Source organism: Pseudomonas sp. KnCO4 (genome assembly GCF_045344305.1).
GTDB lineage: Bacteria > Pseudomonadota > Gammaproteobacteria > Pseudomonadales > Pseudomonadaceae > Aquipseudomonas > Aquipseudomonas anuradhapurensis.
In genome coordinates, this window is the sequence record NZ_CP174199.1 from 3597960 (window position 1) to 3624332 (window position 26373).

Sequence of the window (26373 nt, forward strand, 5' to 3'; positions counted from 1 at the left end):
GCAGCCCCAGCGATATCGACATCACCTTTAATAATCTGGGGCTGCTGCGCAGCCCTGTCGCGACACAAGGCCGCTCCTACAGCTACCGCGTCATGCCGTTAGGCAGAAGCAGGCACGCTCGCCCACCCCACCTTCAAAACCTCTCTTTTTCCAACCCCACCAAGCTGTTACTGTACCCCGATCAAAGCCCAACGCCTCTGGATCGGATGCCGACTTGATACGTCCCCTCCTGCTGTCACTCAGCCTGGCCTTGAGCTTTCCCGCAGCCGCGATGGTGAGCGAAAGCCACGGATACGCGCAGTTCGGCACGCTCAAGTACCCAGCCACATTCACCCATTTCGACTGGGTCAACCCGCATGCGCCCAAGGGCGGCACCTTGCGGGCCATGGCCTTCGGTACCTTCGACACCCTCAACCCCTATACCTTCAAGGGGTCGAGCCCGATTACCACGCCCAACTTCCAGCAATACGGCATCAGCGAGCTGAACGAGCCGCTGATGGTCGGCACCGGCCAGTACGACCCGTCCGGCGATGAGCCGACCTCCAGCTACGGCCTGATCGCGCGTTCGGTGGAGTACAGCGAGGACCGCAGCTGGGTGGTGTTCAACCTGCGCCCGGAAGCGCGCTGGCACGACGGCAAGCCGATCACCTCGGCAGACGTGGCCTTCAGCTACCGCACGCTGCTCAAGGACGGCCACCCGATCTACCGCACCAACCTGCAGGAAGTGCAGCGGGTGGATATCCTTGGCCCGCTGCGCATCCGCTTCGTCTTCAAGCGCGCCGGCAACCCGCTGCTGATCCTGCGCCTGGGCGAGATGCCGGTACTGCCCAAGCACTATTGGCAAACGCGCGACTTCAAGGCCACCACCTTCGAGCCGCCACTGGGCAGCGGCCCCTACCGCATCACCGAGGTCCAGCCCGGGCGCCGGCTGGTGTTCGAGCGGGTGAAGAACTACTGGGGCAAGGACCTGGCGGTGAACCGTGGCAAGTACAACTTCAACCGCGTCGAATATGAGTTCTATCGCGATGCCACGGTGGCCTTCGAAGCGTTCAAGGCCGGCGAGTTCGACATCTATATCGAGCACCAGGCGAAGAACTGGGCCAACGGGTACAACTTCCCCGCCGTGCGCCGTGGCGAGGTGATCAAGGCGCAGATCCCGCACCGCATCCCGACCCAGACCCAAGGCTTGTTCATGAACAGCCGGCGGGCGACCTTCAGCGACCCACGGGTGCGCCAGGCATTGGGGCTGATGCTCGACTTCGAGTGGACCAACCGCGCGCTGTTCAGCGGCGCCTACCGCCGCTCGACCAGTTACTACCCCAACAGCGATTTCACCGCCAGCGGCCTGCCCACCGGCAAGGAATGGCTGCTGCTGGCACCGTTCCGCGACCAGTTGCCGGCCAGGCTGTTCAGCGAACCGTACAAGGTCAGCCAGACTGATGGCCGCGGCATCGGCCGCCAGACCCTGCGCCAGGCCCTCGGCCTGCTCGCCGAGGCCGGCTGGAAACTCGATGGCCAGCGCCTGGTCGACAGCAAGGGCCAGCAACTGCGCATGGAGCTGCTGCTGGTCAACCCCAACCTTGAACGCATCCTGCAGCCTTATGTGGAAAACCTGGCCAGCATCGGCATCGACGCACATTTGCGCACGGTCGACCGCGCCCAGTACAAACAGCGCCTGGACCAGTTCGATTTCGACATGATCCTGATGACCCTGAACCAGACCCTGAGCCCAGGCCTTGAACAGTGGCTGTACTTCCACTCCAGCCAGGCCACGACCAAGGGCAGCAAGAACTATGCTGGGGTCCGCGACCCGGTGGTCGACCACCTGCTCGACACCTTGCTTGCCGCCCGCACCCGCGATGACCAGGTGGCTGCCGCCCGCGCCCTGGACCGCGTGCTCTCATGGCAGTACTACATGATCCCCAACTGGTACCTCGACAATCATCGCCTGGCCTACCGCAACCGGTTTGCCTTCGTCACCACGCCGCCCTACACCCTCGGGCTGAACAGCTGGTGGATCAAGACTTCGGAGAAAGCCCAATGATGCCAACGCACCGCCTGCGCCGGCTGGCCGGCAGCCTGTTGCTTGCCTGCCTGAGCCTTCCCGCCCTGGCCGCACCGCAACACGCACTCACCCTGTACGACGAGCCGGCCAAGTACCCGGCCGACTTCAAGCACTTCGACTACGTCAACCCCGACGCGCCCAAGGGCGGCACCTTCCGCCAGTCCAGCTTCGGCGGCTTCGACAGCCTCAACCCGTTCATCAACAAGGGCGTGTCGGCCGAGAACATCAGCATCATCTACGACACCCTGATGCGCCAGAGCCAGGATGAGCCGTTCACCGAATACGGCCTGGTGGCCGGCAAGATCGAGAAGGCCCCGGACAACAGCTGGGTGCGCTTCTACCTGCGCCCGGAAGCACGCTTCCACGACGGCCACCCGATGCGCGCCGACGACGTGGTCTTCACCTTCAACGCCCTGATCAAGGACGGTGCGCCGCTGTACCGCCAGTATTACTCCGACGTTGCCGAAGTGGTCGCCGAAGACCCGCTGAAGGTGCTGTTCCGCTTCAAGCACCGGAACAACCGCGAGCTGCCGCTTATCCTCGGCCAGCTGCCGGTACTGCCCAAGCACTGGTACGAAAACCGCGAATTCAACCGCGGCAACCTGGAAATCCCGCTGGGCAGCGGCCCGTACAAGGTTGCCGAAGTGAAAGCCGGGCGCTCGATACGCTACGAGCGGGTCAAGGATTACTGGGCCAAGGACCTGCCGATCAACCGCGGCTTCTACAACTTCGATGTGATGACCTTCGATTCCTACCGCGACACCACAGTCGCCCTCGAAGCATTGAAGGCAGGGGCGTTCGACTATGCGCTGGAAGTCAGCGCAAAAAACTGGGCCACCGCCTACAACGTACCGGCCGTGCGCGAGGGTCGGCTGATCAAGGAAGAACTGCCCAACGGCAACCCCACCGGCATGCAGGGCTTCATCTTCAACATCCGCCGCCCGGTGTTCCAGGACATCCGCGTGCGCCAGGCGCTGAGCCTGCTGCTGGATTACGAGTGGACCAACAAGCAGCTGTTCAATGGCGCCTACACCCGCACCGGCAGCTACTTCGAAAACTCGGAAATGGCTGCCCGCGGCCTGCCCAGCCCCAGCGAGTTGAAAATCCTCGAACCGCTGCGCGGCAAAGTGCCTGAACAAGTGTTCAGCGAAGCCTTCCACAACCCGGTCAGCGACGGTAGCGGGATGATCCGCGAACAGCAGCGCCAGGCCTACAAACTGCTGCAGGAAGCGGGCTGGAAAATCGTCGACGACAAGATGGTCGACGCCCAGGGCAAGCCGGTGAGCATCGAGTTCCTGCTGGCACAGACCGAGTTCGAGCGCATCCTGCTGCCGTTCAAGCGCAACCTCGCCGACCTCGGTATCGAGCTGAATATCCGCCGGGTCGATGTGTCGCAGTACATCACCCGCCTGCGTTCACGCGACTACGACATGATCGTCGGCGGCTACCCGCAGTCCAACTCGCCGGGCAACGAGCAGCGCGAGTTCTGGTCCAGCGCCGCCGCCGACAACCCCGGCAGCCGCAACTTCATCGGCCTGCGCGACCCGGCCATCGACCAGTTGGTGGACCAGTTGATCAACGCCGATTCGCGCCAGAGCCTGATCGACCACTGCCGCGCCCTCGATCGCGTGTTGCTGTGGGGCTACTACGTGATCCCCAACTGGCACATCAAGACTTGGCGCGTGGCCTACTGGAACCACATCGGCCACCCCAAGGTATCGCCCAAGTACGACATCGGCATCGACACCTGGTGGATCAAGCCCGGCGTGACGCCAGCGGTCGGCGCAACCCCTGCGGACGAGGCCAACTGAGATGCTGGCCTATATCCTGCGCCGCCTGCTGCTGATCATCCCGACCTTGTTCGGCATCCTGATCATCAACTTCATCATCGTCCAGGCCGCCCCCGGCGGCCCGGTCGAACAGATGATCGCCAAGCTCGAAGGCTTCGAAGGCGCCACCAGCCGGATTGCCGGTGGCGGCGCCGAAGTGTCGGTGGCCGGTTCCAACTACCGCGGCGCCCAAGGCCTGGACCCGGCGTTGATCGCCGAGATCGAGCGCATGTACGGCTTCGACAAGTCGGCGCCCGAACGCCTGTGGATCATGATCAAGAACTACGCCCGGCTGGACTTCGGCGACAGCTTCTTCCGCGATGCCAAGGTCATCGACCTGATCATCGAGAAAATGCCGGTGTCGATATCGCTGGGGCTGTGGAGCACGCTGATCATGTACCTGGTGTCGATCCCGCTGGGTATCGCCAAGGCAGTGCGCCACGGTAGCCACTTCGACGTGTGGACCAGTTCGGCGATCATCGTCGGCTATGCCATCCCGGCGTTCCTGTTTGCCATTCTGCTGATCGTGCTGTTCGCCGGCGGCAGCTACTTCGACTGGTTCCCGTTGCGCGGCCTCACCTCCAACAACTTCGACGAGCTGAGCACCACGGGCAAGGTGCTGGACTACTTCTGGCACCTGGTCCTGCCGATCACCGCGCTGGTCATCGGCAACTTCGCCACCATGACCTTGCTGACCAAGAACAGCTTCCTCGACGAGATCAACAAGCAGTACGTGGTCACCGCCAAGGCCAAGGGCCTGAGCCGACCGCGCGTGCTGTACGGCCACGTGTTCCGCAATGCCATGCTGCTGGTGATCGCCGGGTTCCCCTCGGCATTCATCGGTATCTTCTTCACCGGCTCGTTGTTGATCGAGGTGATCTTCAGCCTCGACGGCCTGGGCCTGATGAGTTTCGAGGCGGCCATCAACCGCGACTACCCGGTGGTCTTCGGCACCCTGTTCATCTTCACCCTGCTGGGGTTGGTGGTGAAACTGATCGGCGACCTGACCTATACCCTGGTCGATCCACGCATCGACTTCGCCAGCCGGGAGCACTGACATGGCCTTGTCCCCCCTCAACCGTCGGCGCTTCGAGCGCTTCAAGGCCAACCGCCGTGGCTGGTGGTCGCTGTGGCTGTTCCTGATCCTGTTCGGCCTGAGCCTGGGCGCCGAGCTGATTGCCAACGACAAGCCGATTGCCGTGCGCTACGACGGCGCCTGGTACTTCCCGGCGTTCAAGCGCTATCCGGAAACCACCTTCGGCGGCGAATTCCCGCTGGAAGCCAACTACAAGAGCCCGTACATCCGCGAACTATTGGCGAAGAAGGACAGCTTCGTGCTGTGGGCACCGATCCCGTTCAGCTACCAGAGCATCAATTACGACCTGCGCGTGCCGGCCCCGGCACCACCGTCGGCGGACAACTGGCTGGGCACCGATGACCAGGGCCGCGACGTGCTGGCACGGGTGATCTACGGCTTCCGTATTTCGGTGCTGTTCGCCCTGACCCTGACCCTGCTCAGTTCCATCGTCGGCGTGATCGCCGGGGCCCTGCAGGGCTTCTATGGTGGCTGGGTCGACTTGGCCGGGCAGCGCTTTTTGGAAGTCTGGTCCGGCCTGCCGGTGCTGTACCTGCTGATCATCCTGGCCAGTTTCGTGCAGCCGAACTTCTGGTGGCTGCTGGGCATCATGCTGCTGTTTTCGTGGATGAGCCTGGTGGACGTGGTACGCGCCGAGTTCCTCCGCGGGCGCAACCTGGAATACGTGCGTGCTGCCCGTGCCCTGGGCATGCGCAATGGCGCGATCATGTACCGGCACATCCTGCCCAACGCGATGATCTCGACCATGACCTTCATGCCGTTCATCCTCACCGGCGCCATCGGCACCCTCACCGCGCTGGACTTCCTCGGTTTCGGCCTGCCGCCAGGCGCGCCGTCGCTGGGCGAGCTGGTTGCCCAGGGCAAGTCCAACCTGCAGGCGCCATGGCTGGGCATCAGCGCCTTCGCCGTGCTGGCGCTGATGCTGAGCCTGCTGGTGTTCATCGGCGAATCCGCCCGCGATGCCTTCGACCCGAGGAAGTGACATGAGTGAACAGAACCTGATCGAAGTGCGCGACCTGGCGGTGGAGTTCGTCACCGGGGAGCAGGTCAACCGCGTGGTGGATGGCATCAGCTTCGACATCCGCAAGGGTGAGACGCTGGCCCTGGTCGGCGAGAGCGGCTCGGGCAAGTCGGTGACCGCGCACTCGATCCTGCGCCTGCTGCCCTACCCCCTCGCCCGGCACCCCAGCGGCAGCATCCGCTTCGAGGGCAAGGACCTCCTGCAGCAGAACGAGAAGAGCCTGCAACGCATCCGCGGCAACCGCATTGCGATGATCTTCCAGGAGCCGATGACCTCGCTGAACCCGTTGCACTGCATCGAGAAGCAGATCAACGAGATTCTGCTGCTGCACAAGGGCCTGAGCGGCAAGGAAGCGACGGCACGTACGCTGGAGCTGCTGGACATGGTCGGCATCCCCGAGCCACGCAAGCGCTTGAAGGCTTTGCCCCACGAGCTATCGGGCGGGCAGCGCCAGCGGGTGATGATCGCTATGGCGCTGGCCAACGAACCCGACCTGCTGATTGCCGACGAACCGACCACGGCGCTGGATGTAACCGTGCAGTTGAAGATCCTCGACCTGCTCAAGGAACTGCAGGCGCGCCTGGGCATGGCCTTGCTGCTGATCAGCCACGACCTCAACCTGGTGCGGCGCATCGCCCATCGGGTGTGCGTGATGCAACGCGGGCAGATCGTCGAGCAGGCCGAATGCAGCCGCTTGTTCAGCGCCCCGCAGCACCACTACACGCAGATGCTGATCAACGCCGAGCCCAGCGGGCTACCGGCCCACAACCCGGTGGGCGCGCCCTTGCTGGAGGTGGATGACCTCAGGGTGTGGTTCCCGATCAAGAAAGGCTTGCTGCGGCGTACGGTCGACCATGTGAAGGCCGTGGACGGTGTCAACTTCAGCCTGCCGCAGGGGCAGACGCTGGGGATTGTCGGCGAGTCCGGCTCGGGCAAGTCGACGCTGGGCCTGGCGATCCTGCGGCTGATTGCCAGCCAGGGCGGGATTCGCTTCCACGGGCAGCAGCTCGAATGCCTCAACCAGAAGGCAGTACGGCCATTACGGCGGGAAATGCAGGTGGTGTTCCAGGACCCGTTCGGCAGCCTGAGCCCGCGCATGTGCGTGGCGGATATCGTTGGTGAAGGGCTGCGCATCCACAAGATCGGCACGCCGCAGGAGCAGGAAGCGGCGATCATCGCGGCGCTGGAGGAAGTCGGACTGGACCCGCGCACCCGGCATCGCTACCCGCATGAGTTTTCCGGTGGCCAGCGCCAGCGCATTGCCATTGCCCGGGCCCTGGTGTTGAAGCCGGCGCTGATCCTGCTGGATGAACCGACATCGGCGCTGGACCGTACGGTGCAGCGGCAGGTGGTGGAGCTGCTGCGCAACCTGCAGCAGAAGTACAACCTGACCTACCTGTTCATCAGCCATGACCTGGCGGTGGTCAAGGCGCTGAGCCATCAGTTGATGGTGATCAAGCATGGCCAGGTGGTGGAGCAAGGGGACGCGCAGGCGATCTTCCACGCGCCGCAGCATCCGTATACCCGGCAGTTGCTGGAGGCGGCGTTTCTGGAAGTAGAGGCGTCGTAGCCAGCCACCGCCACGGCGGCCCCCTTTGCGGCTAGACCGGCGAAGGGGCCGGCACTGGCACGCCACGAACTTCTGTGGAGCGAGCGCCCCGGTCGGCTACTCAGAAATCGATAGTGCCCGAGAACTTCACCAGCCGCGGATCGCCCTGGGTCAGGTAGCCGCCATTGGCCGAAGCCCAGTAGTTCTTGTCGGTCAGGTTTTCCACGTTGACCCGCAAGGTCAGGTCTTTCTCCGCCACTCTCAGCGTGTAGCGACCACCGATGTCGAAGCGGTTCCAGGTCGGCAGGCTGACGTTGTTCGCCGCATCGACGAACTGCCCACCGGTACGTAGCATCCGCGCATTCAGCGCCAGCCCCGGCACACCCGGTACGTCCCAGTCGACACTGGCATTGAGCTGGAAGGTCGGCACACCGATGGCGTGGTTGCCGTCATTGCTGCCGTTGGCGGTGTTCTTCTGCTCCGAGCTCATGCGGGTACCACCGGCCATCAGGCGCAGGCCTTCGACGGGCTCGCCGAACAGGCTCAATTCCAGGCCTTTGTTGACCTGTTCGCCGTCGCGGATGAACACATTGTTCAAGGTGTAGCCGTCCGACGGCTTCTCGATGCGGAACACGGCCAGGTTCGCGCCAAAGGTCTGCCGGTCAAGCTTGATACCGGCTTCAAGCTGCTTGGTCCGCCCGGGCGGGAACCTCTCGCTGGCGTTGGCGACGTTGGCCGGCGCCGTTGGCCCCTGGGCGAGGCCTTCGATACGGTTGGCGTACAGCGAGACGCTGTCACTGGCTTTGAACACGACGCCGTACACCGGCGTGGTGATCGACTTGTCGTAGGGGTCGCCACTGCGGCTGCCGTCCGTACTTGGCCGGCCAGGCGTGACAGGACCGCTGCCGTCGTAGGAATAGCTTTGCATACGCAACTGCTGGCGGCGCACACCGTAGGTCAGCAACAGGCGCTCGTCGAACAGGCCAACCGTGTCGGAAATCGCCAGGCTGCGGGTGCGGGTCTTGGCGGTTACCCCCGGGTCGCCCATGTCACCGCCCCAGCGGGTGACCTTCGCAGGCTTGGCTTGCTGCACGGTGTCGTAGATGTTGCTGCTGATCGGCGCATAGAAGGTGTAGGCGTTTTCCGCCTGGGTCCACAGGGTGTTCGCACCCACGGCGATCTGGTGGCTGATCGCTCCGGTCTGCAAGCGGCCATTGAGGCCGGCACTGAAGCTGCTGTTGTCTTCACCATGGACAATGTCGGAAGGGGAAATCGTCGCCGCGCCGCTGTTGCCGACCAGCACCGGGGTACCATAGGTGCCGTGTTCGCGGGTATGCCGTGCACCGCCGGCCAGGTAGGCTGTCCAGCTGTCGTTCAGGTCCCATTCGCCGCGCGCCATGCCAAAGGTGTCTTCCGACTCGCTGTAGCTCCAGGCCTGGCCATAGTTGTGGCTGGCATCCGGCGCGGTCGGCAGGCGGGTGGTGGTGCCACCCAGGCGCACCGAATTGCGCAGGTGGTTGATACGCTGCTTCTGGTAACCGATGTCGGTCGACAGGCGGAAGGCGTCACCGCGGTAGTCCAGGCCTGCGGTAAACAACTTGCTGCGCTGGTCCTGGTCGTCGACCGCCGTTTCGCCTTCACGCTGGCTGAGGTTCAGCCGCGCACCAAAGCGGTTGTCTTCACCAAAGCGCTGGCCGATATCCAGGTGCTCGCCAATGCGGCCATCGGCGCTGATGTCCTGGGTGTAGCGGCGTGTCGGCAGGTCTTCGGCGCGCTTGGGCCGCAGGTTGACGTTGCCGCCCAGGCCGGTGCCGGTGGGGCTGACACCATTGAGGAAAGCGTTCGGCCCCTTGAACACTTCGACCCGTTCCACGCCATCGGTGGACATCACCTGGCGCGGCAGGATGCCGTACAGGCCGTTGAAGGAAATGTCATCGCCGGCCAGCGGCAACCCCCTGATCACGAACACCTTGGACTGGTTGCCAAAGCCGTACGACTCGCGCACCGAAGGGTCGTTGGCCAGCACGTCGCCGATGTCTTCGGCCTGCTGGTCCTCGATGACCTTGGCGGTGTAGCTGGTCATGGTGAAGGGCACATCCATGTAGTCCTGGTCGCCCAGCACCCCCATCTGCCCGCCACGGGCAACCTGGCCACCGGCGAACGCCTCGGGTATTGCGCCTGGCTGCGCCTTGAGGGCATCGGCATTGATGTCGGTCGCCTCCAGCTGGATCGGTTCGCCAGCGTGGACCAGCAGCGGGACGAAACAGCAGAACGCCAGCAAAGCTGGGCGTGACAGTGGCGGCGCAGGCATGACGGATATCCGGAGCAAGATTAATGAGCTTGCTAATGCTAATGCTTCGCAAACACATATGGCAAATGCGACCGCCCTGCCGCTCTGTCTAGCCCAGGTCTTCGCTTACCCGCTCCACCGCATCCACCACCTTGCGCGCCCCGGCCTGGATGGCGCTGATGGCAGTAGCGGCCTGGAGCGCCAACTGCAATGCGCTGGCCGCCTCCATCCGGCTGCGCTCGACCTCGCTGACTGCCTGGCTGGCCAGGACCTGGTTACGTGCGACCACGGCATCGATCTCGGCGGTGGCCGTGCTGGTGCGCGCCGCCAGCTTGCGGACCTCATCGGCCACCACGGCAAAGCCTCGGCCCTGCTCACCGGCACGTGCCGCCTCGATGGCCGCGTTGAGCGCCAGCAGGTTGGTCTGCGCGGCAATCCCGCCAATGGTCTGCACAATGGCGCTGATGCTGGTCGATTGCTCGCCCAGCGCACTGATGGTGACCCCCGCAGCCTGCATCTGGCGAGCCACGTCCTGCATGGTCTGCTCCATGGCGTGCATCACCGCCACGCCTTCGCTGGCACCGGCGTCGGTGCTGCGGGAAACGTCCAGCGCCACCTGCGCGGCACGCTTGACCTCCGCCTCCCGTCGCACCTGGTCAGTTACCACCGAGGCGAACTTGACCACCTTCACCAGGCGCCCCCGGGCGTCGCTGACCGGGTTGTAGCTGGCTTCCAGCCAGACCTCACGGCCTTGCCGGTCCAGGCGGCAGAAGCGACCCGCCACATAACGCCCGGTATTGAGCGTCTGCCAGAACACGGCGTAGTCAGGGCTGCTGGCCTGCGCGGTGCTGCAGAACATCCGGTGATGCCTGCCCACCACCTGCTCGAGCCGATAGCCCATGGCCTCGAGAAACATCGGGTTGGCATCCAGCACAGTGCCATCGAGCCCGAACTGGATCACCGCCGTCGAACGCAGCAACGCGTCAAGCAGTGCCTGGCCTTGCTGGGCCGGGCTCGGCAGCCACTGCGCCAGCGGCTGGCCAACGGCACTGTCGGGCTCTGCGCCCAGGGCGGCAGCGCACGCCGGGTTGAGTTCCAGCACGCGGCCGTGGGCATCCAGCCTCATGAAAGGTCCCTGTTCGATCTGGGCCAGGCGCTGGCGAAGGCTCAGTATTTGCGCATCGCGCTCGGCGAGCGCGGCTTTGAGGTGCCGATTGAACATGGAAGTACCTGCGTAATGACAAGATGTGATCAGGCCAACGGGCCTGCCAACCGGGTGCGGCAGTACCACTGCCGGAACACCTCGACCGGCATTGGCCGGGCGATGTGGTAGCCCTGCGCCTCGGCACAGCCCCAATCCTTGGCCTGGGCAAGCTGCTCGGCCGTCTCGATACCCTCGGCAGCCACCTGATAACCCAGGCTGCTGGCCAAGCCGACGACCGACTGCACCAGCAAGGCCTCCTTGCCACCACGCGTGGACCGCTGCACAAGGCTTCTGTCCAGTTTGACCAGCGAGGCCGGAAGGCGAGTGAGGTAGGCCCAGTTGCTGTAGCCAGTGCCGAAATCGTCGATGGCGACAGCAATGCCGGCCTGGCCGGCGCGTTGCAATTGCTGGTACACCTCTTCGGGCTGCTCCATCAGCACACTCTCGGTGAATTCCAGCTGTACGCGGCCCGGCGCGACCGCCTGGCGCTGCAGTTCGGCCAGCAAGGTGTCCATGAACGTCGCGCTTTCCAGGTCCCGCGCGGTGACGTTGAAGCTGACGCTGAAATCCAGGCCGCGGGTGCACTGCAGAATGCGCAGCACGGCACGCATTACCCAGAGGCTGAGGTTGGCCATCAGCGCGGTTTGTTCTGCCAGCGGGATGAACTCGCCGGGCGAAACGTCCCCCAGCAGTGGGTGGCGCCAGCGCAACAAGGCCTCGGCAGAGCGACACTCGCCGCTGGGCAGCTCGACCCGCGGCTGCAGGTGCAGGCTCAGTTCATCCTCGCTGTGCAACGCCTGCGCCAGCGATGTGAGCAACATGAACGCACGACGTTGGGCCGCGTCCACCTCGGTCTGGTACCAGGCATGCCGCCCCGAACTGCGCCGTGCCGTATCGGCAGCGGCCACGGCGCGGCGCAGCCACTCCAGGCTGTTGCGCTCATCCTCCAGCGGGGTGATGGGCGCGATGCCGATGCCTGCGTCGAGCAGCACGGGTATCTGGTGACACTGGGCTGGCGCCTGGAGCGCCTGGAGGATGCGCTGGCAAAGCGGCAGGACGGCAGCGGCATCCTCGAGCAGCACGGCGAACCGGGTGGGGCTGATCTTGTACAACGACAAGCCGCTTTCCAGCTGGCTGGCGATGCGCGACTTGGCTTGCAAGGTCAAGTCATGGGCAAAGTTGTACCCCAGCCCGCGAATCAGCTCGCTCAGCGCCTCTGCCGACATGATGTCGACGGCCAGCAGTGTCATCGACTGGCCGCGATCCAGCCCCGCGCCGACGTCACATTCGAGCTTCAGGCGGTTGAACAGCCCTGTGGCCTGGTCGTGAAAGTTGTTGCGGCGCATGCCGGCGATGATCTGCATGGCCATGTCGGCGAAGGCCAGCAGCATCCCGCGCTGAGCGTCGTCCAGCGCTGCGCGCGGGGTGGTGTCAATGATGCAGAAACTGCCAATCGCCACCCGCTGCTCGACCCGTAGCGGCGCACCGCAGTAGTAGCGAATGCCCGGTTCACCGGTCACCAGCGGGTTGTCCGCGAAGCGCGGGTCGGCAGCAGCGTCGAGGATCTCCAGCGGCTGCACCTGCAAGATGGTGTGGGCACAGAACGATACGTCCCTGGCCGTGCCCGGTGTCTCCAGGCCAGCACGGGCGGTGAACCATTGCTGACATTCACCAACAATCGAAACCAGGCAGATGGGTGCGGAAAAGTAATGCCGGGCCAGCTCTACCAGCGCATGCAACTCACTGCTTTGCTCCTGATGCTGCACGCACCATTCGGCAACTGTGGCCAGGCGCTCGTGCTCGTTGCTCGGAACGGGCGCAACCTTCATGTCGTTTCACCTGTCCCGCAGGGGGGAGCCAAGAAAGTAATAGCACTACGCTACACCAATATTTGTACACGACAAAATGTTTGTACAGGTTTTGTATAGATTTAACGACCGCCGGCCATTGGGGTCATTGTGCAATCATCAGAAAAATTGACGATTATCGTCTTTCATCATCAATCAAAACCCGCATAAATTTTCTACCGCCCTCTTTCAGCGAACACGGTAGAGCCATGCCCACCCAGCCAGTAACGCCCGCTTCCTCCGTCATTGACACCCTGGCCCAGCGTTCCAGCCTGCCAAACCCGGCGCTCGACCCATGCCAGGCCAGCGATCTGTTGCTGGCCCATTACGGGATTGCCGGCGAACTGTCGGCCATGGGCAGCCAGCAGGACCTGAACCTGCGGGTCGACACAGCCCAGGGCAGTTACGTGCTCAAGGCGTGCCACGGCAGCTATGCGCGGGGCGAGCTTGAAGCCCAGCATGCAGCACTGGCTTACCTGCGCGAACAGGGCCTGCCGGTGCCGGCCGTGCGCGCGGCCAATGATGGCCAGGCGTTGCTGGAAGTGGACGTGAACGGCCAGGCGCTGCGCATTCGCCTGCTCGACTACATCGAAGGCCAGCCGCTGACCCGCCTCGGGCACATGCCAGCGTACCTGATGGCCGAGCTGGGCGGCCTCTGCGCCAGGCTGGACAAAGCCCTCGCCGGCTTCGACCACCCAGGCCTGTCGCGCACCCTGCAATGGGACCCGCAACACGCCCAGGCGCTGATCCACCACCTGTTGCCGGTACTGTCCGACCCGGCACGACGCGCGCGTGTCGAACAGGCCACCAGCGTGGCAGCCGCGCATCTGGCCCCGCTCGCCGCGCAACTGCCGACCCAGGCCGTGCACCTGGACATCACCGACGACAACTCGGTCTGGGCCCGCGACGCCGCGCGCCAATGGCAGCTGCAGGGCGTGATCGATTTCGGCGACCTGCTGCGCACCTGGCGTATCGCCGACCTGTCGGTAACCTGCGCCGCGCTGCTGCACCACGCCGAGGGCGACCCGCTGCGCATCCTGCCGGCCGTGCGCGCCTATCACGCGCTCAACCCACTGGGTGAAGCCGAGCTACGCGCCCTGTGGCCACTGGTGGTCAACCGCGCCGCCGTGCTGGTACTGAGCAGCGAACAGCAACTCAATGTCGACCCGGACAATCAGTACATCCGCGCCAACATCGCCCATGAATGGGAGATCTTCGACACCGCCACCGCCGTGCCTTTCGCGCTGATGGAAATGGCCATCCTGCAAGCAGCGGGGCTGCAACCTGCCACGCCGGACCTGAGCGCCTGCGCGCCCCTGCTTCCGGAGCTGAATGAACAGCCCGTCACGCGCGTAGACCTCGGCGTGCTCAGCGTGCATTACCAGGCGGGCAACTGGGAGCAACCGGGCTTCGACCAGCACCTGCTGAGCGCGCAGCCAGCCCCGGCCTGCAGCCTGCACGGCCAGTATCGCCTGTCGCAAACCCATGTCGATCGCCCCGAACAGCCCGCCACCTGCGCCCTCGGCGTCGAATTGCATGTGCCCAATGGCAGCCTGGTGCAGGCACCGGAAGCCGGCACCTGGCAGCGCCATGGTGACAGCCGTGGCTGCCTGCGCAGCACGCATTGGAGCTTGTGGCTGCAAGGCCTGGAAGGCGCCCCCGCCGATGGCCAGGTCGTGGACAAAGGCCAGTCGCTGGGTAGCAGCTGTGGCTTCCTCAGCGTGCAGCTGTGCCTGGACAGCAGCATCCAGCCGCCGTTCTTCGCCACCCCGTCGCATGCCCCGGCCTGGCTGGCCCTGTGCCCGTCGCCAGCGGCGCTGCTGGGCTTCGACTGCGATGCCGAACCGCTGCCGGACCCGCAGGCCCTGCTGGCCCGCCGCGACGCCAGCTTCGCCCGCTCGCAGAAGCACTACTACGCGCAACCGCCGCACATCGAGCGCGGCTGGCGCAACTACCTGATCGACATGCAAGGCCGCTCCTACCTGGACATGCTCAACAACGTCGCCGTGCTGGGCCACGGCCACCCGCGCATGGTCGCCGAATCGGCGCGGCAGTGGTCGCTGCTGAACACCAACTCGCGCTTCCACTATGCGGCCATCAGCGAGTTCTCCGAACGCCTGCTGGCGCTGGCACCCGCAGGCTTCGACCGGGTGTTCATGGTCAACAGCGGCACCGAAGCCAACGACCTGGCCATTCGCCTGGCCTGGGCCTACAGCGGCGGGCGCGACATCCTCAGCGTGCTGGAGGCCTACCATGGCTGGTCGGTGGCCACCGATGCCATCTCCACTTCGATCGCCGACAACCCGCAGGCTCTGGAAACCCGCCCGGACTGGGTGCACCCGGTGGAAGCGCCGAACACCTTCCGCGGCCGCTTCCGCGGTGCCGACAGTGCCGCGCAGTACCTGCGCGATGTCGACGCCAAGCTGGCCGACCTCGACGCCCGTGGCCGCCAACTGGCAGGCATCATCTGCGAGCCGGTATATGGCAACGCCGGGGGCATCGCGTTGCCGGCCGGTTACCTGCGCGAGGCCTATGCCAAAGTCCGCGCCCGCGGCGGGGTATGCATTGCCGACGAAGTACAGGTCGGTTATGGCCGCCTGGGCGAGTACTTCTGGGGCTTCGAGGAACAGGGCGTGGTGCCCGATATCATCACCATGGCCAAGGGCATGGGCAACGGCCAGCCGCTTGGCGTGGTCATCACCCGCCGCGAAATTGCCGAGGCCCTGGAAGCCGAGGGCTACTTCTTCTCCTCGGCCGGCGGCAGCCCGGTCAGCTGCCGCATCGGCATGGCGGTGCTGGACGTGATGCAGGAAGAAGGCCTGTGGGACAACGCCCGCGACACCGGGCGCTACTTCAAGGCACGTCTGCAAGCGCTGGTGGACAAGCACCCGCTGGCCGGCGCCGCGCATGGCTCGGGCTTCTACCTGGGGCTGGAACTGGTGCGCGACCGCGAAACGCTGGAGCCGGCCACCGAGGAAACCATGGCGCTGTGCGACCGCCTGCGTGACCTGGGCATTTTCATGCAGCCGACCGGCGATTACCTGAACATCCTCAAGATCAAGCCACCGATGTGCACTACCCGGGCAAGCGTCGACTACTTTGTCGACAGCATCGACCGGGTGCTGGGCGAAGGCCTGTAAGGGGGCTGTCAAGCGGGCCGGCGAGTGGTCATAATTTCCGGCCCGTTCATCAGGTTTGCCGACATGGCTTTCAGCAGCGACTCCTTGGCTATCTTCCTCGCCGTGCTGGAGGCGGGTTCGTTCTCCGCCGCCGCGCGCAAGCTGGGGCGCGTGCCTTCCGCCGTGAGCATGGCGATCGCCCAGCTGGAAGCGGAGCTCGATCTGGTGCTGTTCGACCGGGCCACGCGCAAGGCCTTGCCGACCAGTGCCGCCCTGGCCTTGGAGCCCCAGGCCAGGCAGGTGATGTGCCAGCTCAACCTGCTCGACGCGCAGGCCCTGCAGCTGCACAAGGGCCTGGAGAAACGCCTGACCATTGCCATGGCGCCCGAGCTGCAGACCGGCCGCTGGAGCCAGCCACTGGAAATCCTCGCCGAGGAATTCCCCAGCCTGGAGATCGAGGTGCGCTCGGCCACCCAGACCGAGGCCATTCGCCTGCTGCATGACGGCAGCGTGCAACTGGCGCTGGTGTTCGAGCGGCCCGGCATCGACGAGCGCGAGTCGTTTTTGGAGGCTGGCAGCCAACTGCTGGTGGCCGTCGCTTCACCGCGCCATCCGGCCGGGCAGAACAGCGCCACACCGCTGCCTGAAGAGGTGTTCGCCGAACAACGGCAGATCATCGTGGCCTCGGGAAAGGCTACCGGCTCGGACCCGCGCATGGTGCTGTCGCGGCGCATCTGGCTGACCGACAGCTACCTGGCCACGCTGGACCTGGTGCAGTCCGGCCTGGGCTGGGCCTACCTGCCGCAGCCGCTGGTGGAACCGCTGATTGCGTCGGGTGCGTTGGCGGAAGTGCGCTTCGACAACATGGCCAGCCGCCTACGGTTGTGGGTCGACATCATCTGGGTCAAGCCGCGCCCGCTGGGGCTGGGTGCAAGGCGCTACCTGGAGGTCATGCGCCAGCTGTTCGAGAAGGAGCCGCCGCGGGCCTGACTGTGGCTGGGTCGGCAGCCTCCAAAACCACTGAAAATGCAAGAAGCGAAACTTCCTACAAGCTTTTGGGACGCCCTAACCTCCCCTGCGAATTGATTCCTCGCTAGTGTTCTGCCCTCCCAGCGGACGCCATTCAAGGTGCACTAGCCGAAAAGGAATTTCACATGCAGAGCCAGGCAGAAACGGCCACTCGCTACCCACAGCGCCTCCATGACTTCGCCACCCGGCAGCGCAGTCCAGAAGAAGCCCTCTATCTTCTGCTCGACCCGTTTGCCGGGTGTCCGCCCGAGCACCCCTTGAGCATTCCGGCCCTCATCGACGCGCTAGGCAGTGAAGCCATAACCCATATCGACTGCTCCGGGCTGGTCCAGGACCGGCAATACTGGCCAGCCCTGGTCCGGCTCGCCAAACCTGGCTCAGTGCCCCCAGCCCTGGCCGCCCTCAGCGCGACCTGCGCCGCACGGGAGGCAACGGCCACCTGGCACCATGTGTGTGGCTGGCTGCTCAGCGAGCAACCCGCCGCCCTCATCGGCCGGCACATCAGCCAGCAATGCCAGGTGCTGCATCAACCGCCACCGCATGGCATCACGGCCTGGTTCCAGCCTGTGCGCCTGGCCTTGCTGCGCGTGATCATGCGAAACGCAGCCGAGGTGCTCGGGCCCATTCGTAGCTGGCTACACCCGGATGGCTGTGGCAGTTGCGCGGTGTTTGAACGGCAGCCATTGGCTGGCGAGTTGGTCGTCCCCGAAGCCGTGAGGGCGACCCAGCACGTCGCACCGCAGATCATTCAGCTGCTCGCTGCCTGGCGTCGCCTGAATGCCGTGCAGCACACCTACGCGCCCTGGCGCTTCTCAGGCGTAGCGGGTTTGCCGGACCACGCGCCCGCCCATGCCATGAACCTGATCCTCAAAGCCTTCAGACAAGGCCTGCGCGACCGCGCCGATCTCCAGTGCATGTGCCTGCACCTGCTCATGATTCACCCACTGCTCCTGCAGCACCCGACCATCCAGCGCGATGTGGCACAGGCGGCTGCCGGCGAGCGATGCCTGGCAGCCCGCTTCGCCAGCTACGACGACCGCACCTGGTCGCACATCGTCGCGGCTTTGCCGCAGGCAAGGAGTTACTCATGAGCATCAGCAAGGCCATCCACATCGCCATGCAGGAAGAGATCCCCAACACCTACGGCCACTGCAATGCCTGCGGACGGCTCGGCCTGCCGATCCTGCTGCTGCGCCAAGCCTACGCCCCGCGCCCGGATAGCGAGCGTCCCTATCGCCTGGCGGAAGACAGCGAGATCACCTTCCACCCGATGCACACCGACCAGTTGCGCCTGCTGCGCCAGGGTTACGTCTACGTGCTGCTCGACCAGGAAATCTGGCAAGCCTACGAGGTCGCGGCAGCCGGGACCCTGCAGCGCTTCCCGGTGTCGCAGATGCCCCTGGCGCCACCCAGGCCATTGCCCAAGTGGTGCGCCACCGAGGGCCATGACATCATCGCCCCGTTCATCAACATCGATACCCTGCGCTACCGCAAAGCCTGGATCGCCTTCGCCAACGACCCCTGGCCGCGGGCGGTCCTCGACCGCTACCGGCAAGGCATCGCCAGCGCAGACCCGGGCACCCTCGCCCGCTTTGTCGAGGTGGACCTGGACACCGCGCGCAACGACCCTGCCAGCCTCGGCATCGCCATGACCGACAGCTTCCGCTTCGGCCTGGAGGATGTGCTGGAGTTCTCGACGTTTTCCTCCGCCAGGTATGCCAGCGTGCATGGCTTCTACAGCCGCCTGGGGCGCTGGCACGAAACCCGCGTCCAGGTGCGCAACGCCATCCAGCGCGAGCAACTGCCCAACGGCATCCTGGCGCTGACAGTGCCCGACCCGGTCGGCCTGGTGATGGAGCTGAATGCACAACGCACGGGCTGGGTCCAGGCCATGCAGGAATGGCGCGCGCAGCCGCAGCGGCACTTCGAATACTTCACCTCGCAGGCGCTGCTGGGCATCCGCGAGCTGCACGCCGCCAGCGCCGCCGCGCAGGGTGCCGAGGACGCACGGCGCGAGGCGCGCGAGGTCGAGCAATGGAACCACAGCCCGCTGGCCGGCAAGGCGCCTCTGCCGGCGGTGGACATCGAGACAAGGAGCGAACGCAACATCGCGCGCAAACAGCAGGAAGCCCGCGAACGCCTGGAAGAGCGTTACGACGAAAGCGCCCGCGCCGCGTTCCAGGCCGATTACGACCGTGAACTGAAGCGCTGGCAGTCGATGATCGACCAGGTCGGCGAGCTGTATGCACGGCACTACGCTGCGAGCGCGTTTCAGCAGATCGGTTACTTCGACTATGACGCGACAGATCCTGTCTCGGTCGAGTATTTCATCCAGATGATGGCGGCCTGCCTGGCCGGTGGCCCTACTGAAGCCCTGCCCGAGCAAGGCCAGCCGCTCGGGCTGACCCAGCATGTCTGGCAGCAGCTGCTGGAAGATGACCAGAGCCTGCTGTACCAGGCGCTGCTGGCCAAGCACCAGGGCCTGATGCAGCAGGTGGTCGCTGCGCTGTCCGGCGACGACTTCGGCAAGGTGCACGACATCATCAAGGGCATCGCCGGGACTGGCGACGGCCAGCTGTTGATGATCAAGCCGATCCAGGATGCCGTCGGCCAGTTGCTGGGCGCGACCAACAGTGCGGGGAACGCACTCAGCCAGCACCTCAGTGAGCGGGCCAAGAGGCTGATCGGCCACGTGCACCGCTCGGCGTTGGCACTGTTCGCCGGGCAGCAGGTGACCCCGTTCCGGCTCTCGCTGACCCTGGGTGAATACATGAGCCTGCTCGACGAGGCCGTGCAGGCACGCACCGAGGCGTTCTTGCAGCAGGTCGACCAGCAGTTCCGCGATCCCCTGGGGCGCAAGGTGCGGGCCATGGTGCTGAGCGGGGCGATCAATATCACCGCGCCGGGCAATCGCAACCAGATGATCGAGGTGGTGCTGTGGACGTTCGAAAGCGCCGAGACGCTGCAGGCGCGGCTGGCGCAGTTGCGCGAAGGGGCAGCCGGTGGTGTCGGGGCGCTGGTACGGAATATCGCGATAGGTGCGGGTACGCTGCGTACACAGGTCACGGAGGGGTTGAAGATCAGCTCGCTGGCCGCGCAAAGCGTGGCCAGCGACGCCATGCGCAGCCTGCGCGATGCCGCCGCCAGTGGCGGCAGCGTCGGCTTGCTGTTTGCCCTGGGCAGCCTGTGGTTTCACCAGGACAGCCTGGGCAGGAACTATCGGGCGTTGCAGGAAACGCATCAGAACAACCCGGAAGCGCTGGCGGCGATCTGGTCTTCGTCGCTTGGGGTGTTGGGGGTTGGGGTTGAAGTGGCTGGGGGTGTCGTCGCGGTAGTACGCCCGAAAATACCGTGGCCTGGGACGGTAACTGAGGCAACACTGGGAAAGAACCTGGCCAGGTATGGCGGTGCCATTACCGCGCTCGCGGGTGTCATGGATGCAGCGCAGTATGTGAATGCGCACGTTCGGGCTGATCGCCAAGGGGACAGTTCTTCCGGTCACAAGTACGCACAGGCGGCAGCGTTTGCCGCTGTCTCCGCCTTTTCCGGGATTTACTCCGCACTATTCGCAAGCTCGCTACTCGGCCCCTTGGGCGTTGCAATTATCTTTGGCTTGGCCGCCTATGCGCTGGCGATGGATGCCAAAAGTCAAGAGTCCTCATTGTTAGAACTTTGGTCTCGACATAGTAGATGGGGAATACCAGAAACCCATCGACGATGGGTAGATTCAAGAGACCTCGACACCTCGATTGGCGCACTGCATGCGGCAGCTCTGGGAATTATGGCCAAAACCTCTATCGAAACCAGATTTCAAATATCTCAAAACGCTCATATACAAGAGCAAACTGGAACTTTAATCGGCGATGGCTCTGCTGTCGCGGCAGGCTTCGTACTTGACTTGCACATCAGCTTGCCTAATTTCAATCCAGAAGATGCACATTTCAAATGGCAACTGACTGTATACCCGGCAGGCCTTGCCCGGCAGCCATTTCACCTTTATAGCAACAGTTCACGCCCTAAAATAATTGAATACACCCCCGAAGAAACAACAAACACCTTTGCCAATCCTAAAGTCATCAACGACCAATTACAACTGAAAACCACCCACAAAACCCTCCACATTAGCAACTCAATCCCTTTACTTGAAAATCATAATGCAAAATCGATTGAATTAACACTCACCTACTGGCCCAACAAAAACGACCAGTCGCTTTACGCAAAGGTTACAGCAAAAGAAAATAATCTATCCTCGCTGAGGAGTCTATTCTAATGCCCCGCCCACTCCTTAATCCACCCTGCAAAGGCTGGATAGAAGATCTCCCCTACCCTGACATCCCCCCTACAATTGAAACCAGCTTGGGCAGTCAGAACCCAAACCACCAAGACCTGGTCTACCTCGAGCTACCCAGAACGTTAGGTTGGGCAAGGGAAATAACGGCTTTTCTAGCATTTCCCACTGTCGCAATTAGCTTATTCCCACTCAGCCTTATACCTTCAAGCTTAGAATACCGAGATTTTGAAAATACATTCCTGAACATACTAGCTTCCGCATGCGGAATATGGATGTTTATCATTGGCCTCCGAGTAAGTTTATCCCCTCCTCGAGACGAACCCATTCGCTTCAATCGCCAACGCGGAAAGATGTATGCATATAATTTTAAATACTGTTGGTGGAACCCATTCGCGACCTGGAAAGTCGAAACAGTGTCTTACGACTGGTCCCAAGTTCGCGCAGAACGCTGGTCACAAAATGGCGCCCTGCCGAACGGAGGGTTCGTTATCAAGTGGGGGGTCATGTTATCAATCGTCGCACCAGGCACGAACAACGTCATCGACCGTTTCCCTTTGGGCATCATGGCAGACGAGCATACTTGGGCATATATCTGCACCTATATGCAAAAAGGCCCATCAGCCCTGCCGCCCCCCGGCGAACCGAAGGACCATGACGACGTGCTCTGGTGTGAATTCGCCCTGCGTCTGGCTCCCAAGGTGAACTGGCCGGTCGACATGGACCTTGAATCGCGAACCGCTCCCTGAAGCAGCCCCTCAAGAGTCTATTTCCAATGAAGCGTCCGCTCCTTAATCCGCCATGCACAGGCTGGAAGGAAGATCTCCCCCACCCGACCATCCCTCCTACTATCGAAGCCAGCTTGGGTAGCCAAAGTGCAAACCACCAAGACCCAACTTACCTTGAGATCCCACGGACACTGGGTGCAGCTAGAGAAATATTGATTATTCTTACACTCCCAATTATCGCACTCTCCGCACTTCAACTCAGCCTAGTTATATCCAGTTTTACACAACAAGATTTTTCACTCCTGCTCATTGACCTCCTGTTGTTCGCATGCGAAATATGGGCATCCATCTTTTTCCTGCGGATTAGCATATCTCCTCCACGAGATGAACCACTTCGTTTTAACCGAGCACGAAGAAAGATCTATGCCTATAACTTCAAGTATTGTTGGTGGAAGCCATTGGGGTCCTGGAAAGTCGAAACTGTTTGCTACGACTGGTCCCAAGTCCGCGCCGAACGCTGGTCACAAATCGGCGTCCTGCCAAGCGGCGGAGTTATTTACAAATCGGGTGTCATGCTGTCCATCGTCGCGCCAGGTACGAACAACGTCATCGACCGGTTTCGCCTGAGTACAATGGGAGCTGACCAACATGCCTGGGCCTATATCTGCACTTACATGCAACAAGGCCCTTCAGCCCTCCCGCCCCCCGGCGAGCCGAAGGACCATAACGATGTGCTCTGGTGTGAATTCGCCCTGCGCCTGGCGCCTAGGGTCGTGTGGCCAGCAGAAATGGATCTGGAGTCGAGAACAGCGCCCTGAACCAAGGGGTTCCAGCCTGCCGGATGGGCGCGACAGCCAGCACAAGCCACTATCACCCGCTGCTCCCACGCTCAGGCAGTTGGCGCTACCAACCTGTACCCGACCCCCGCCTCGGTGATGATGAACCGTGGCGCGGTGGGATCATCGCCCAGCTTCTGCCGCAAGTGGCCCACCACGATCCGCAGGTAATGGGTGTCATCCACGTGGGTCGGCCCCCAGATGTCCTTGAGCAGCTGCTGCTGGGTAATCACCCGCCCCGGGTGCCCGGCCAGTTGCGCCAGCAGTGCATATTCCTTGCGCGTCAATGCCACCTCTACCCCGTCCAGGGTCACCCGGCGAAAGGCGAAGTCCACGGTCAGCGGCCCGAAGCTGGCGGCGATCTCCGAGCCGCCGGCCTGCGGCACCTGGCGCAGCAAGGCACGCACCCGGGCGAGGAATTCCTGGATACCAAACGGCTTGGTCACATAGTCATTGGCACCGCCATCCAGCGCATCGACCTTCTGCACCTCACTGGCACGCACCGACAACACCAGCACCGGCACCGCACTCCACTCCCGCAGTTCACGCAGCACCTGCTGGCCGTCCATGTCCGGCAGGCCGAGGTCGAGCACCACCAGGTCGGGTTTGCCCAGCGCCGCCTGGGCCAGCCCTTCGCTGCCGGTGGCGGCCTCGAGCACTTTGTAGCCTTGCGAAGCCAGGCTGATGCGCAGGAACTTGCGGATCTGCGGTTCATCGTCGATGACCAGAAGAGTAGCGGACTGGCTCATGGGGTTTCGCTTTCGGCTTCAGGTTGAGGGGGCAGCGGCAAGCATAAAGTGATGCAGGTGCCCTGGCCATCGATGCCTTCGCCAACCTGGATCTGCCCACCGTGCGCGCCGATCATGCCCTGGCAGATGGCCAAGCCCAGGCCGGTGCCCTGCCCGCCACGGTCACCGCGGGCTGCGGTATAGAACATGTCGAAGATCTTGTCGCGCTCGGCTACCGGAATGCCCGGCCCCTGGTCGCTGACGGCGAAGCATAACTGGGCCTCGCGCACCGCCACCTGCAGTTCCAGCCGACCATTGGCGGGCGAGAAGCGCGCGGCATTTTCCAGCACATTGACCAACGCCTGTTCGATCAGCGCCGCATGCACGAACAGCAACGGCAGCTCGGCCGGCACATCGGTGTGCACGCGCAGCGGTGCCAGCACCACGCGCAGGCGGTTGAGCGCGCTGCCGACGATGTCGGCCGGGGCCACCCAGTCACGGGCCAGCTTGAGGCCACCATGGCCCAGGCGGGTCATGTCCAGCAGGTTCTGGATATAGCGGTCGAGGCGCTCCGCCTCATTGCGGGTACCCTCCAGCAGTTCGCGACGGTCTGCGAGCGGAATCGCCTCGCCCAGCGCCAGCAGGCTGTCGATGCTGCCGCGCATGGCCGTCAACGGGGTACGCAGGTCGTGCGACACCGAGGCGAGCAAGGCGCTGCGCAGTTGCTCGGTTTCGCCATGCAGGCGTGCGGCCTCCAGCTGTTCGGCCAGGCGCGCGCGGGCCAGGGCCTGGGCCAGCGGCTGGCCCAGGGCAGTCAACAAGCGCCGGCGCGGATCGCTGAGCGGCTGGCCGGAACGTGAACGCACGCCGAGCAAGGCCAGGGGCTGTTCATCCACCGCCAGCGGCCACCACCACCAGCGGCCATTGGGCAGGGTATCGCTGCCATGGCCGGCGGCCTGGCCATGCTGCCAGGCCCATTCGGCCGCAGCACGTTCGGTGTCGCTGAAGGCCTGGGCGATGCCAGTGGCCACCTGCAGCTGGCCTTCGGCATTGCGCTCCAGCAGGCATACCTGCGCATCCTGCCAGCCGTCCAGGTACTGCGCGGCAGCGTTGAGCACCGCCTGGCGGTCGGTGGCCACCGTCAGCCGGCGCGACAGGTCGAGCAGCTGGCTGGTCTGCGCCTGGGTCTCGCGCAGCGCCTGCAACTGGCGGCGCTGGCGCGCGGCCAGGTTGCCGGTGAGCGCGGCCATCAGCAGGAAGAACAGCAAGGTCAGCACGTCTTCTTCGCGCTGGATGGTGAACGAGAAGTTGGGCGGGATGAACAGGAAGTCGTAGGTCAGGAACGACAGCGCGGCACAGGCCAGGGCGGGCCCGAGGCTGCTGCGCACCGCCACCAGCAACACGGCGGCGAGGAATACCAGCGAGATATTGGGCAGCGCCAGCACGCTCGACACCGCCCAGGCCAGGCCCGCCGCCAGGATGGTCGCCAGCAATGCCAGCAGGTAATGGCGCCAGACCCACACCTGCCGCACCGCCAGACGCGGCGCCTGCGGCTGCACGTCACGGTCGAGCACGTTGATTTCCAGGCCGTGGCTTTCACGCAGCAGGCGCGCGGCCACGCCGGCACCGAACAGGCGCCGGCGCAGGCGGTTGCGCGACTGTCCGACCAGCACCAGGCTGGCGCGCCGCTCGGCGGCATGCTGGATCAATGTGCCCGCCACTTCGCCGGCGCGCAACAGCACCACTTCTCCACCCAGGCGCTCGGCCAGTTGCTGGGCCGCCAGCAGGCGCTGCCGCGCGGTTTCATCGCGCAGACGGCCGTTGTCCACGTGCACCAGGCTCCACGGCAGGTGGCGGCGCTGCGCCACCCGGCTGGCATGGCGCACCAGGCGTTCGGCCTGGTCGTCGCCATCCACCCCCACCAGCAGGCGCCCGCGCAGCGCCGGCGCCTCCTGCCCGCGTTGCCGATAGCCATGCGCCAGGTCGGCATCCACCTGCGCAGCGGCAGTTTGCATGGCCAGCTCACGCAGGGCGGTGAGGTTGGTTTGCGAGAAGAACGCGTCGATGGCGGCGCGCGCCTGCTCGGGCACGTACACCTTGCCTTCGCGCAGGCGCTCGAGCAGTTCACGCGGTGGCAGGTCGATCAGCACCAGTTCGAAAGCTTCCTGCAGCACCCAGTCCGGCAGGGTTTCGCGCACCTGCACGCCGGTGATGTCGCGGACCTTGTCGTTGAGGCTTTCCAGGTGCTGGACGTTGACCGTGGTGTACACGTCGATGCCGGCGGCCAGCAGTTCCTGAACGTCCTGCCAGCGCTTGGCGTGGCGACTGCCGGGCGCGTTGGTGTGCGCCAGTTCGTCGACCAGCACCAGGGCTGGCGCGGCCTTCAGCAAGCCATCCAGGTCCATTTCCTCGAGGGTGACGCCGCGATACTGGCTACGCAGCAGCGGCTGCTGCTGCAGGCCACCGAGCAGCGCCTCGGTTTCGGCGCGGCCGTGGGTTTCGACCACCCCGGCCACTACCTGCACGCCCTGGCGTTGCTGGGCGTGGGCGGCCTGGAGCATGGCGAAGGTCTTGCCGACGCCGGGGGCGGCGCCGAGGAACACCTTCAACCGGCCGCGGCCGGTTTGCGCGAGGGTAGCCAACAGCGCGTCTGCGCGGGTGGAGTCACTCATCTTTCATCCTTTGCTATTTCCAGCAAGCAGCAAATTCAGGGACAAACACCGTACCTGTGGGAGCGGGTTCAC

Annotated in this window: 16 protein-coding genes and 1 pseudogene; 11 read left to right on the forward strand and 6 right to left on the reverse strand. The window is 64.1% G+C overall.

Features of this window, described 5'->3' with window-relative positions; all coding sequences use genetic code 11:
• The first annotated feature begins 214 nt into the window (after window positions 1-214).
• From ACJA3S_RS16865 to ACJA3S_RS16885, 5 genes are read left to right on the forward strand one after another with little or no spacing between them, the layout of a single operon-like run.
• The gene (locus ACJA3S_RS16865) at window positions 215-2044 is read left to right on the forward strand and encodes an extracellular solute-binding protein (protein ID WP_406819358.1); all 1830 of its coding nucleotides are present in this window, start codon (window positions 215-217) and stop codon (window positions 2042-2044) included.
• The gene (locus ACJA3S_RS16870) at window positions 2041-3876 is read left to right on the forward strand and encodes an extracellular solute-binding protein (protein WP_406819359.1); all 1836 of its coding nucleotides are present in this window, start codon (window positions 2041-2043) and stop codon (window positions 3874-3876) included. The genes ACJA3S_RS16865 and ACJA3S_RS16870 overlap by 4 nt, the downstream gene beginning before the upstream one ends.
• Window position 3877: 1 nt before the next feature.
• Window positions 3878-4951 carry a microcin C ABC transporter permease YejB gene (locus ACJA3S_RS16875; RefSeq protein ID WP_225778509.1) on the forward strand — a complete coding sequence of 358 codons (1074 nt, stop codon included), beginning with the start codon at window positions 3878-3880 and terminating at the stop codon, window positions 4949-4951.
• A gap of 1 nt (window position 4952) precedes the next feature.
• Window positions 4953-5972 (forward strand): ABC transporter permease, encoded by a 1020-nt coding sequence (locus ACJA3S_RS16880; RefSeq protein WP_170030782.1) that lies wholly within the window; start codon window positions 4953-4955, stop codon window positions 5970-5972.
• Window position 5973: 1 nt separating this feature from the next.
• Window positions 5974-7581: an ABC transporter ATP-binding protein gene (locus ACJA3S_RS16885; RefSeq protein ID WP_406819360.1), complete on the forward strand. Its 1608-nt coding sequence runs from the start codon at window positions 5974-5976 to the stop codon at window positions 7579-7581.
• Between the two features lie 100 nt (window positions 7582-7681).
• Here ACJA3S_RS16885 and ACJA3S_RS16890 read toward each other — a convergent pair whose 3' ends face one another.
• The 4 genes and pseudogenes from ACJA3S_RS16890 to ACJA3S_RS16905 form a co-directional block, all read right to left on the reverse strand.
• Window positions 7682-9871: a TonB-dependent receptor gene (locus ACJA3S_RS16890; protein WP_406819361.1), complete on the reverse strand. Its 2190-nt coding sequence runs from the start codon at window positions 9869-9871 to the stop codon at window positions 7682-7684.
• Window positions 9872-9959: 88 nt separating this feature from the next.
• Window positions 9960-10409, reverse strand: a complete 450-nt coding sequence (locus ACJA3S_RS16895; RefSeq protein ID WP_406822267.1) for a methyl-accepting chemotaxis protein — start codon at window positions 10407-10409, stop codon at window positions 9960-9962.
• Between the two features lie 135 nt (window positions 10410-10544).
• Window positions 10545-11072 (reverse strand): annotated as a pseudogene (locus ACJA3S_RS16900) (PAS domain-containing protein); the annotation flags it as partial.
• Window positions 11073-11101: 29 nt separating this feature from the next.
• Window positions 11102-12883 (reverse strand): EAL domain-containing protein, encoded by a 1782-nt coding sequence (locus ACJA3S_RS16905; RefSeq protein WP_406819362.1) that lies wholly within the window; start codon window positions 12881-12883, stop codon window positions 11102-11104.
• Between the two features lie 227 nt (window positions 12884-13110).
• Between ACJA3S_RS16905 and ACJA3S_RS16910 the strand changes: the two genes are divergently transcribed.
• The 6 genes from ACJA3S_RS16910 to ACJA3S_RS16935 all read left to right on the forward strand — a co-directional run bounded on the left by ACJA3S_RS16910 (window position 13111) and on the right by ACJA3S_RS16935 (window position 22883).
• Entirely contained in the window at window positions 13111-16041 is a 2931-nt protein-coding gene (locus ACJA3S_RS16910) for an aminotransferase (RefSeq protein ID WP_406819363.1), read from the forward strand.
• Window positions 16042-16104: 63 nt separating this feature from the next.
• Complete coding sequence (locus ACJA3S_RS16915) at window positions 16105-17010, forward strand: LysR family transcriptional regulator (protein ID WP_170030794.1); 906 nt, start codon at window positions 16105-16107, stop codon at window positions 17008-17010.
• A 164-nt stretch (window positions 17011-17174) separates the two neighbouring features.
• The gene (locus tag ACJA3S_RS16920; protein WP_406819364.1) at window positions 17175-18140 is read left to right on the forward strand and encodes a hypothetical protein; all 966 of its coding nucleotides are present in this window, start codon (window positions 17175-17177) and stop codon (window positions 18138-18140) included.
• A complete protein-coding gene (locus ACJA3S_RS16925) occupies window positions 18137-21319 on the forward strand; it encodes a T6SS effector BTH_I2691 family protein (RefSeq protein ID WP_406819365.1) in 3183 nt (1060 codons plus the stop codon). The genes ACJA3S_RS16920 and ACJA3S_RS16925 overlap by 4 nt, the downstream gene beginning before the upstream one ends.
• 293 nt (window positions 21320-21612) lie before the next feature.
• Window positions 21613-22086: a DUF6708 domain-containing protein gene (locus ACJA3S_RS16930; protein WP_406819366.1), complete on the forward strand. Its 474-nt coding sequence runs from the start codon at window positions 21613-21615 to the stop codon at window positions 22084-22086.
• 26 nt (window positions 22087-22112) lie between these two features.
• Window positions 22113-22883, forward strand: coding sequence for a DUF6708 domain-containing protein (locus tag ACJA3S_RS16935; protein ID WP_406819367.1), 771 nt, complete (start codon window positions 22113-22115; stop codon window positions 22881-22883).
• Window positions 22884-22954: 71 nt separating this feature from the next.
• Here ACJA3S_RS16935 and ACJA3S_RS16940 read toward each other — a convergent pair whose 3' ends face one another.
• Both ACJA3S_RS16940 and ACJA3S_RS16945 read right to left on the reverse strand, forming a co-directional pair.
• Window positions 22955-23650, reverse strand: a complete 696-nt coding sequence (locus ACJA3S_RS16940; protein WP_186688170.1) for a response regulator — start codon at window positions 23648-23650, stop codon at window positions 22955-22957.
• The gene (locus tag ACJA3S_RS16945) at window positions 23647-26301 is read right to left on the reverse strand and encodes a DUF4118 domain-containing protein (RefSeq protein WP_406819368.1); all 2655 of its coding nucleotides are present in this window, start codon (window positions 26299-26301) and stop codon (window positions 23647-23649) included. The genes ACJA3S_RS16940 and ACJA3S_RS16945 overlap by 4 nt, the downstream gene beginning before the upstream one ends.
• Window positions 26302-26373: the final 72 nt, after the last annotated feature.

Bases quoted from the DNA above. Each gene is read 5' to 3' on its own strand.
- ACJA3S_RS16915 (WP_170030794.1), top strand. From the start codon at position 16,105: ATGGCTTTCAGCAGCGACTCCTTGGCTATCTTCCTCGCCGTGCTGGAG.
- ACJA3S_RS16945 (WP_406819368.1), bottom strand. From the start codon at position 26,301: ATGAGTGACTCCACCCGCGCAGACGCGCTGTTGGCTACCCTCGCGCAA.
- ACJA3S_RS16875 (WP_225778509.1), top strand. From the start codon at position 3,878: ATGCTGGCCTATATCCTGCGCCGCCTGCTGCTGATCATCCCGACCTTG.
- ACJA3S_RS16935 (WP_406819367.1), top strand. From the start codon at position 22,113: ATGAAGCGTCCGCTCCTTAATCCGCCATGCACAGGCTGGAAGGAAGAT.
- ACJA3S_RS16920 (WP_406819364.1), top strand. From the start codon at position 17,175: ATGCAGAGCCAGGCAGAAACGGCCACTCGCTACCCACAGCGCCTCCAT.
- ACJA3S_RS16885 (WP_406819360.1), top strand. From the start codon at position 5,974: ATGAGTGAACAGAACCTGATCGAAGTGCGCGACCTGGCGGTGGAGTTC.
- ACJA3S_RS16905 (WP_406819362.1), bottom strand. From the start codon at position 12,883: ATGAAGGTTGCGCCCGTTCCGAGCAACGAGCACGAGCGCCTGGCCACA.
- ACJA3S_RS16870 (WP_406819359.1), top strand. From the start codon at position 2,041: ATGATGCCAACGCACCGCCTGCGCCGGCTGGCCGGCAGCCTGTTGCTT.
- ACJA3S_RS16910 (WP_406819363.1), top strand. From the start codon at position 13,111: ATGCCCACCCAGCCAGTAACGCCCGCTTCCTCCGTCATTGACACCCTG.
- ACJA3S_RS16930 (WP_406819366.1), top strand. From the start codon at position 21,613: ATGTTTATCATTGGCCTCCGAGTAAGTTTATCCCCTCCTCGAGACGAA.
- ACJA3S_RS16895 (WP_406822267.1), bottom strand. From the start codon at position 10,409: ATGCACGCCATGGAGCAGACCATGCAGGACGTGGCTCGCCAGATGCAG.
- ACJA3S_RS16890 (WP_406819361.1), bottom strand. From the start codon at position 9,871: ATGCCTGCGCCGCCACTGTCACGCCCAGCTTTGCTGGCGTTCTGCTGT.
- ACJA3S_RS16925 (WP_406819365.1), top strand. From the start codon at position 18,137: ATGAGCATCAGCAAGGCCATCCACATCGCCATGCAGGAAGAGATCCCC.
- ACJA3S_RS16880 (WP_170030782.1), top strand. From the start codon at position 4,953: ATGGCCTTGTCCCCCCTCAACCGTCGGCGCTTCGAGCGCTTCAAGGCC.
- ACJA3S_RS16940 (WP_186688170.1), bottom strand. From the start codon at position 23,650: ATGAGCCAGTCCGCTACTCTTCTGGTCATCGACGATGAACCGCAGATC.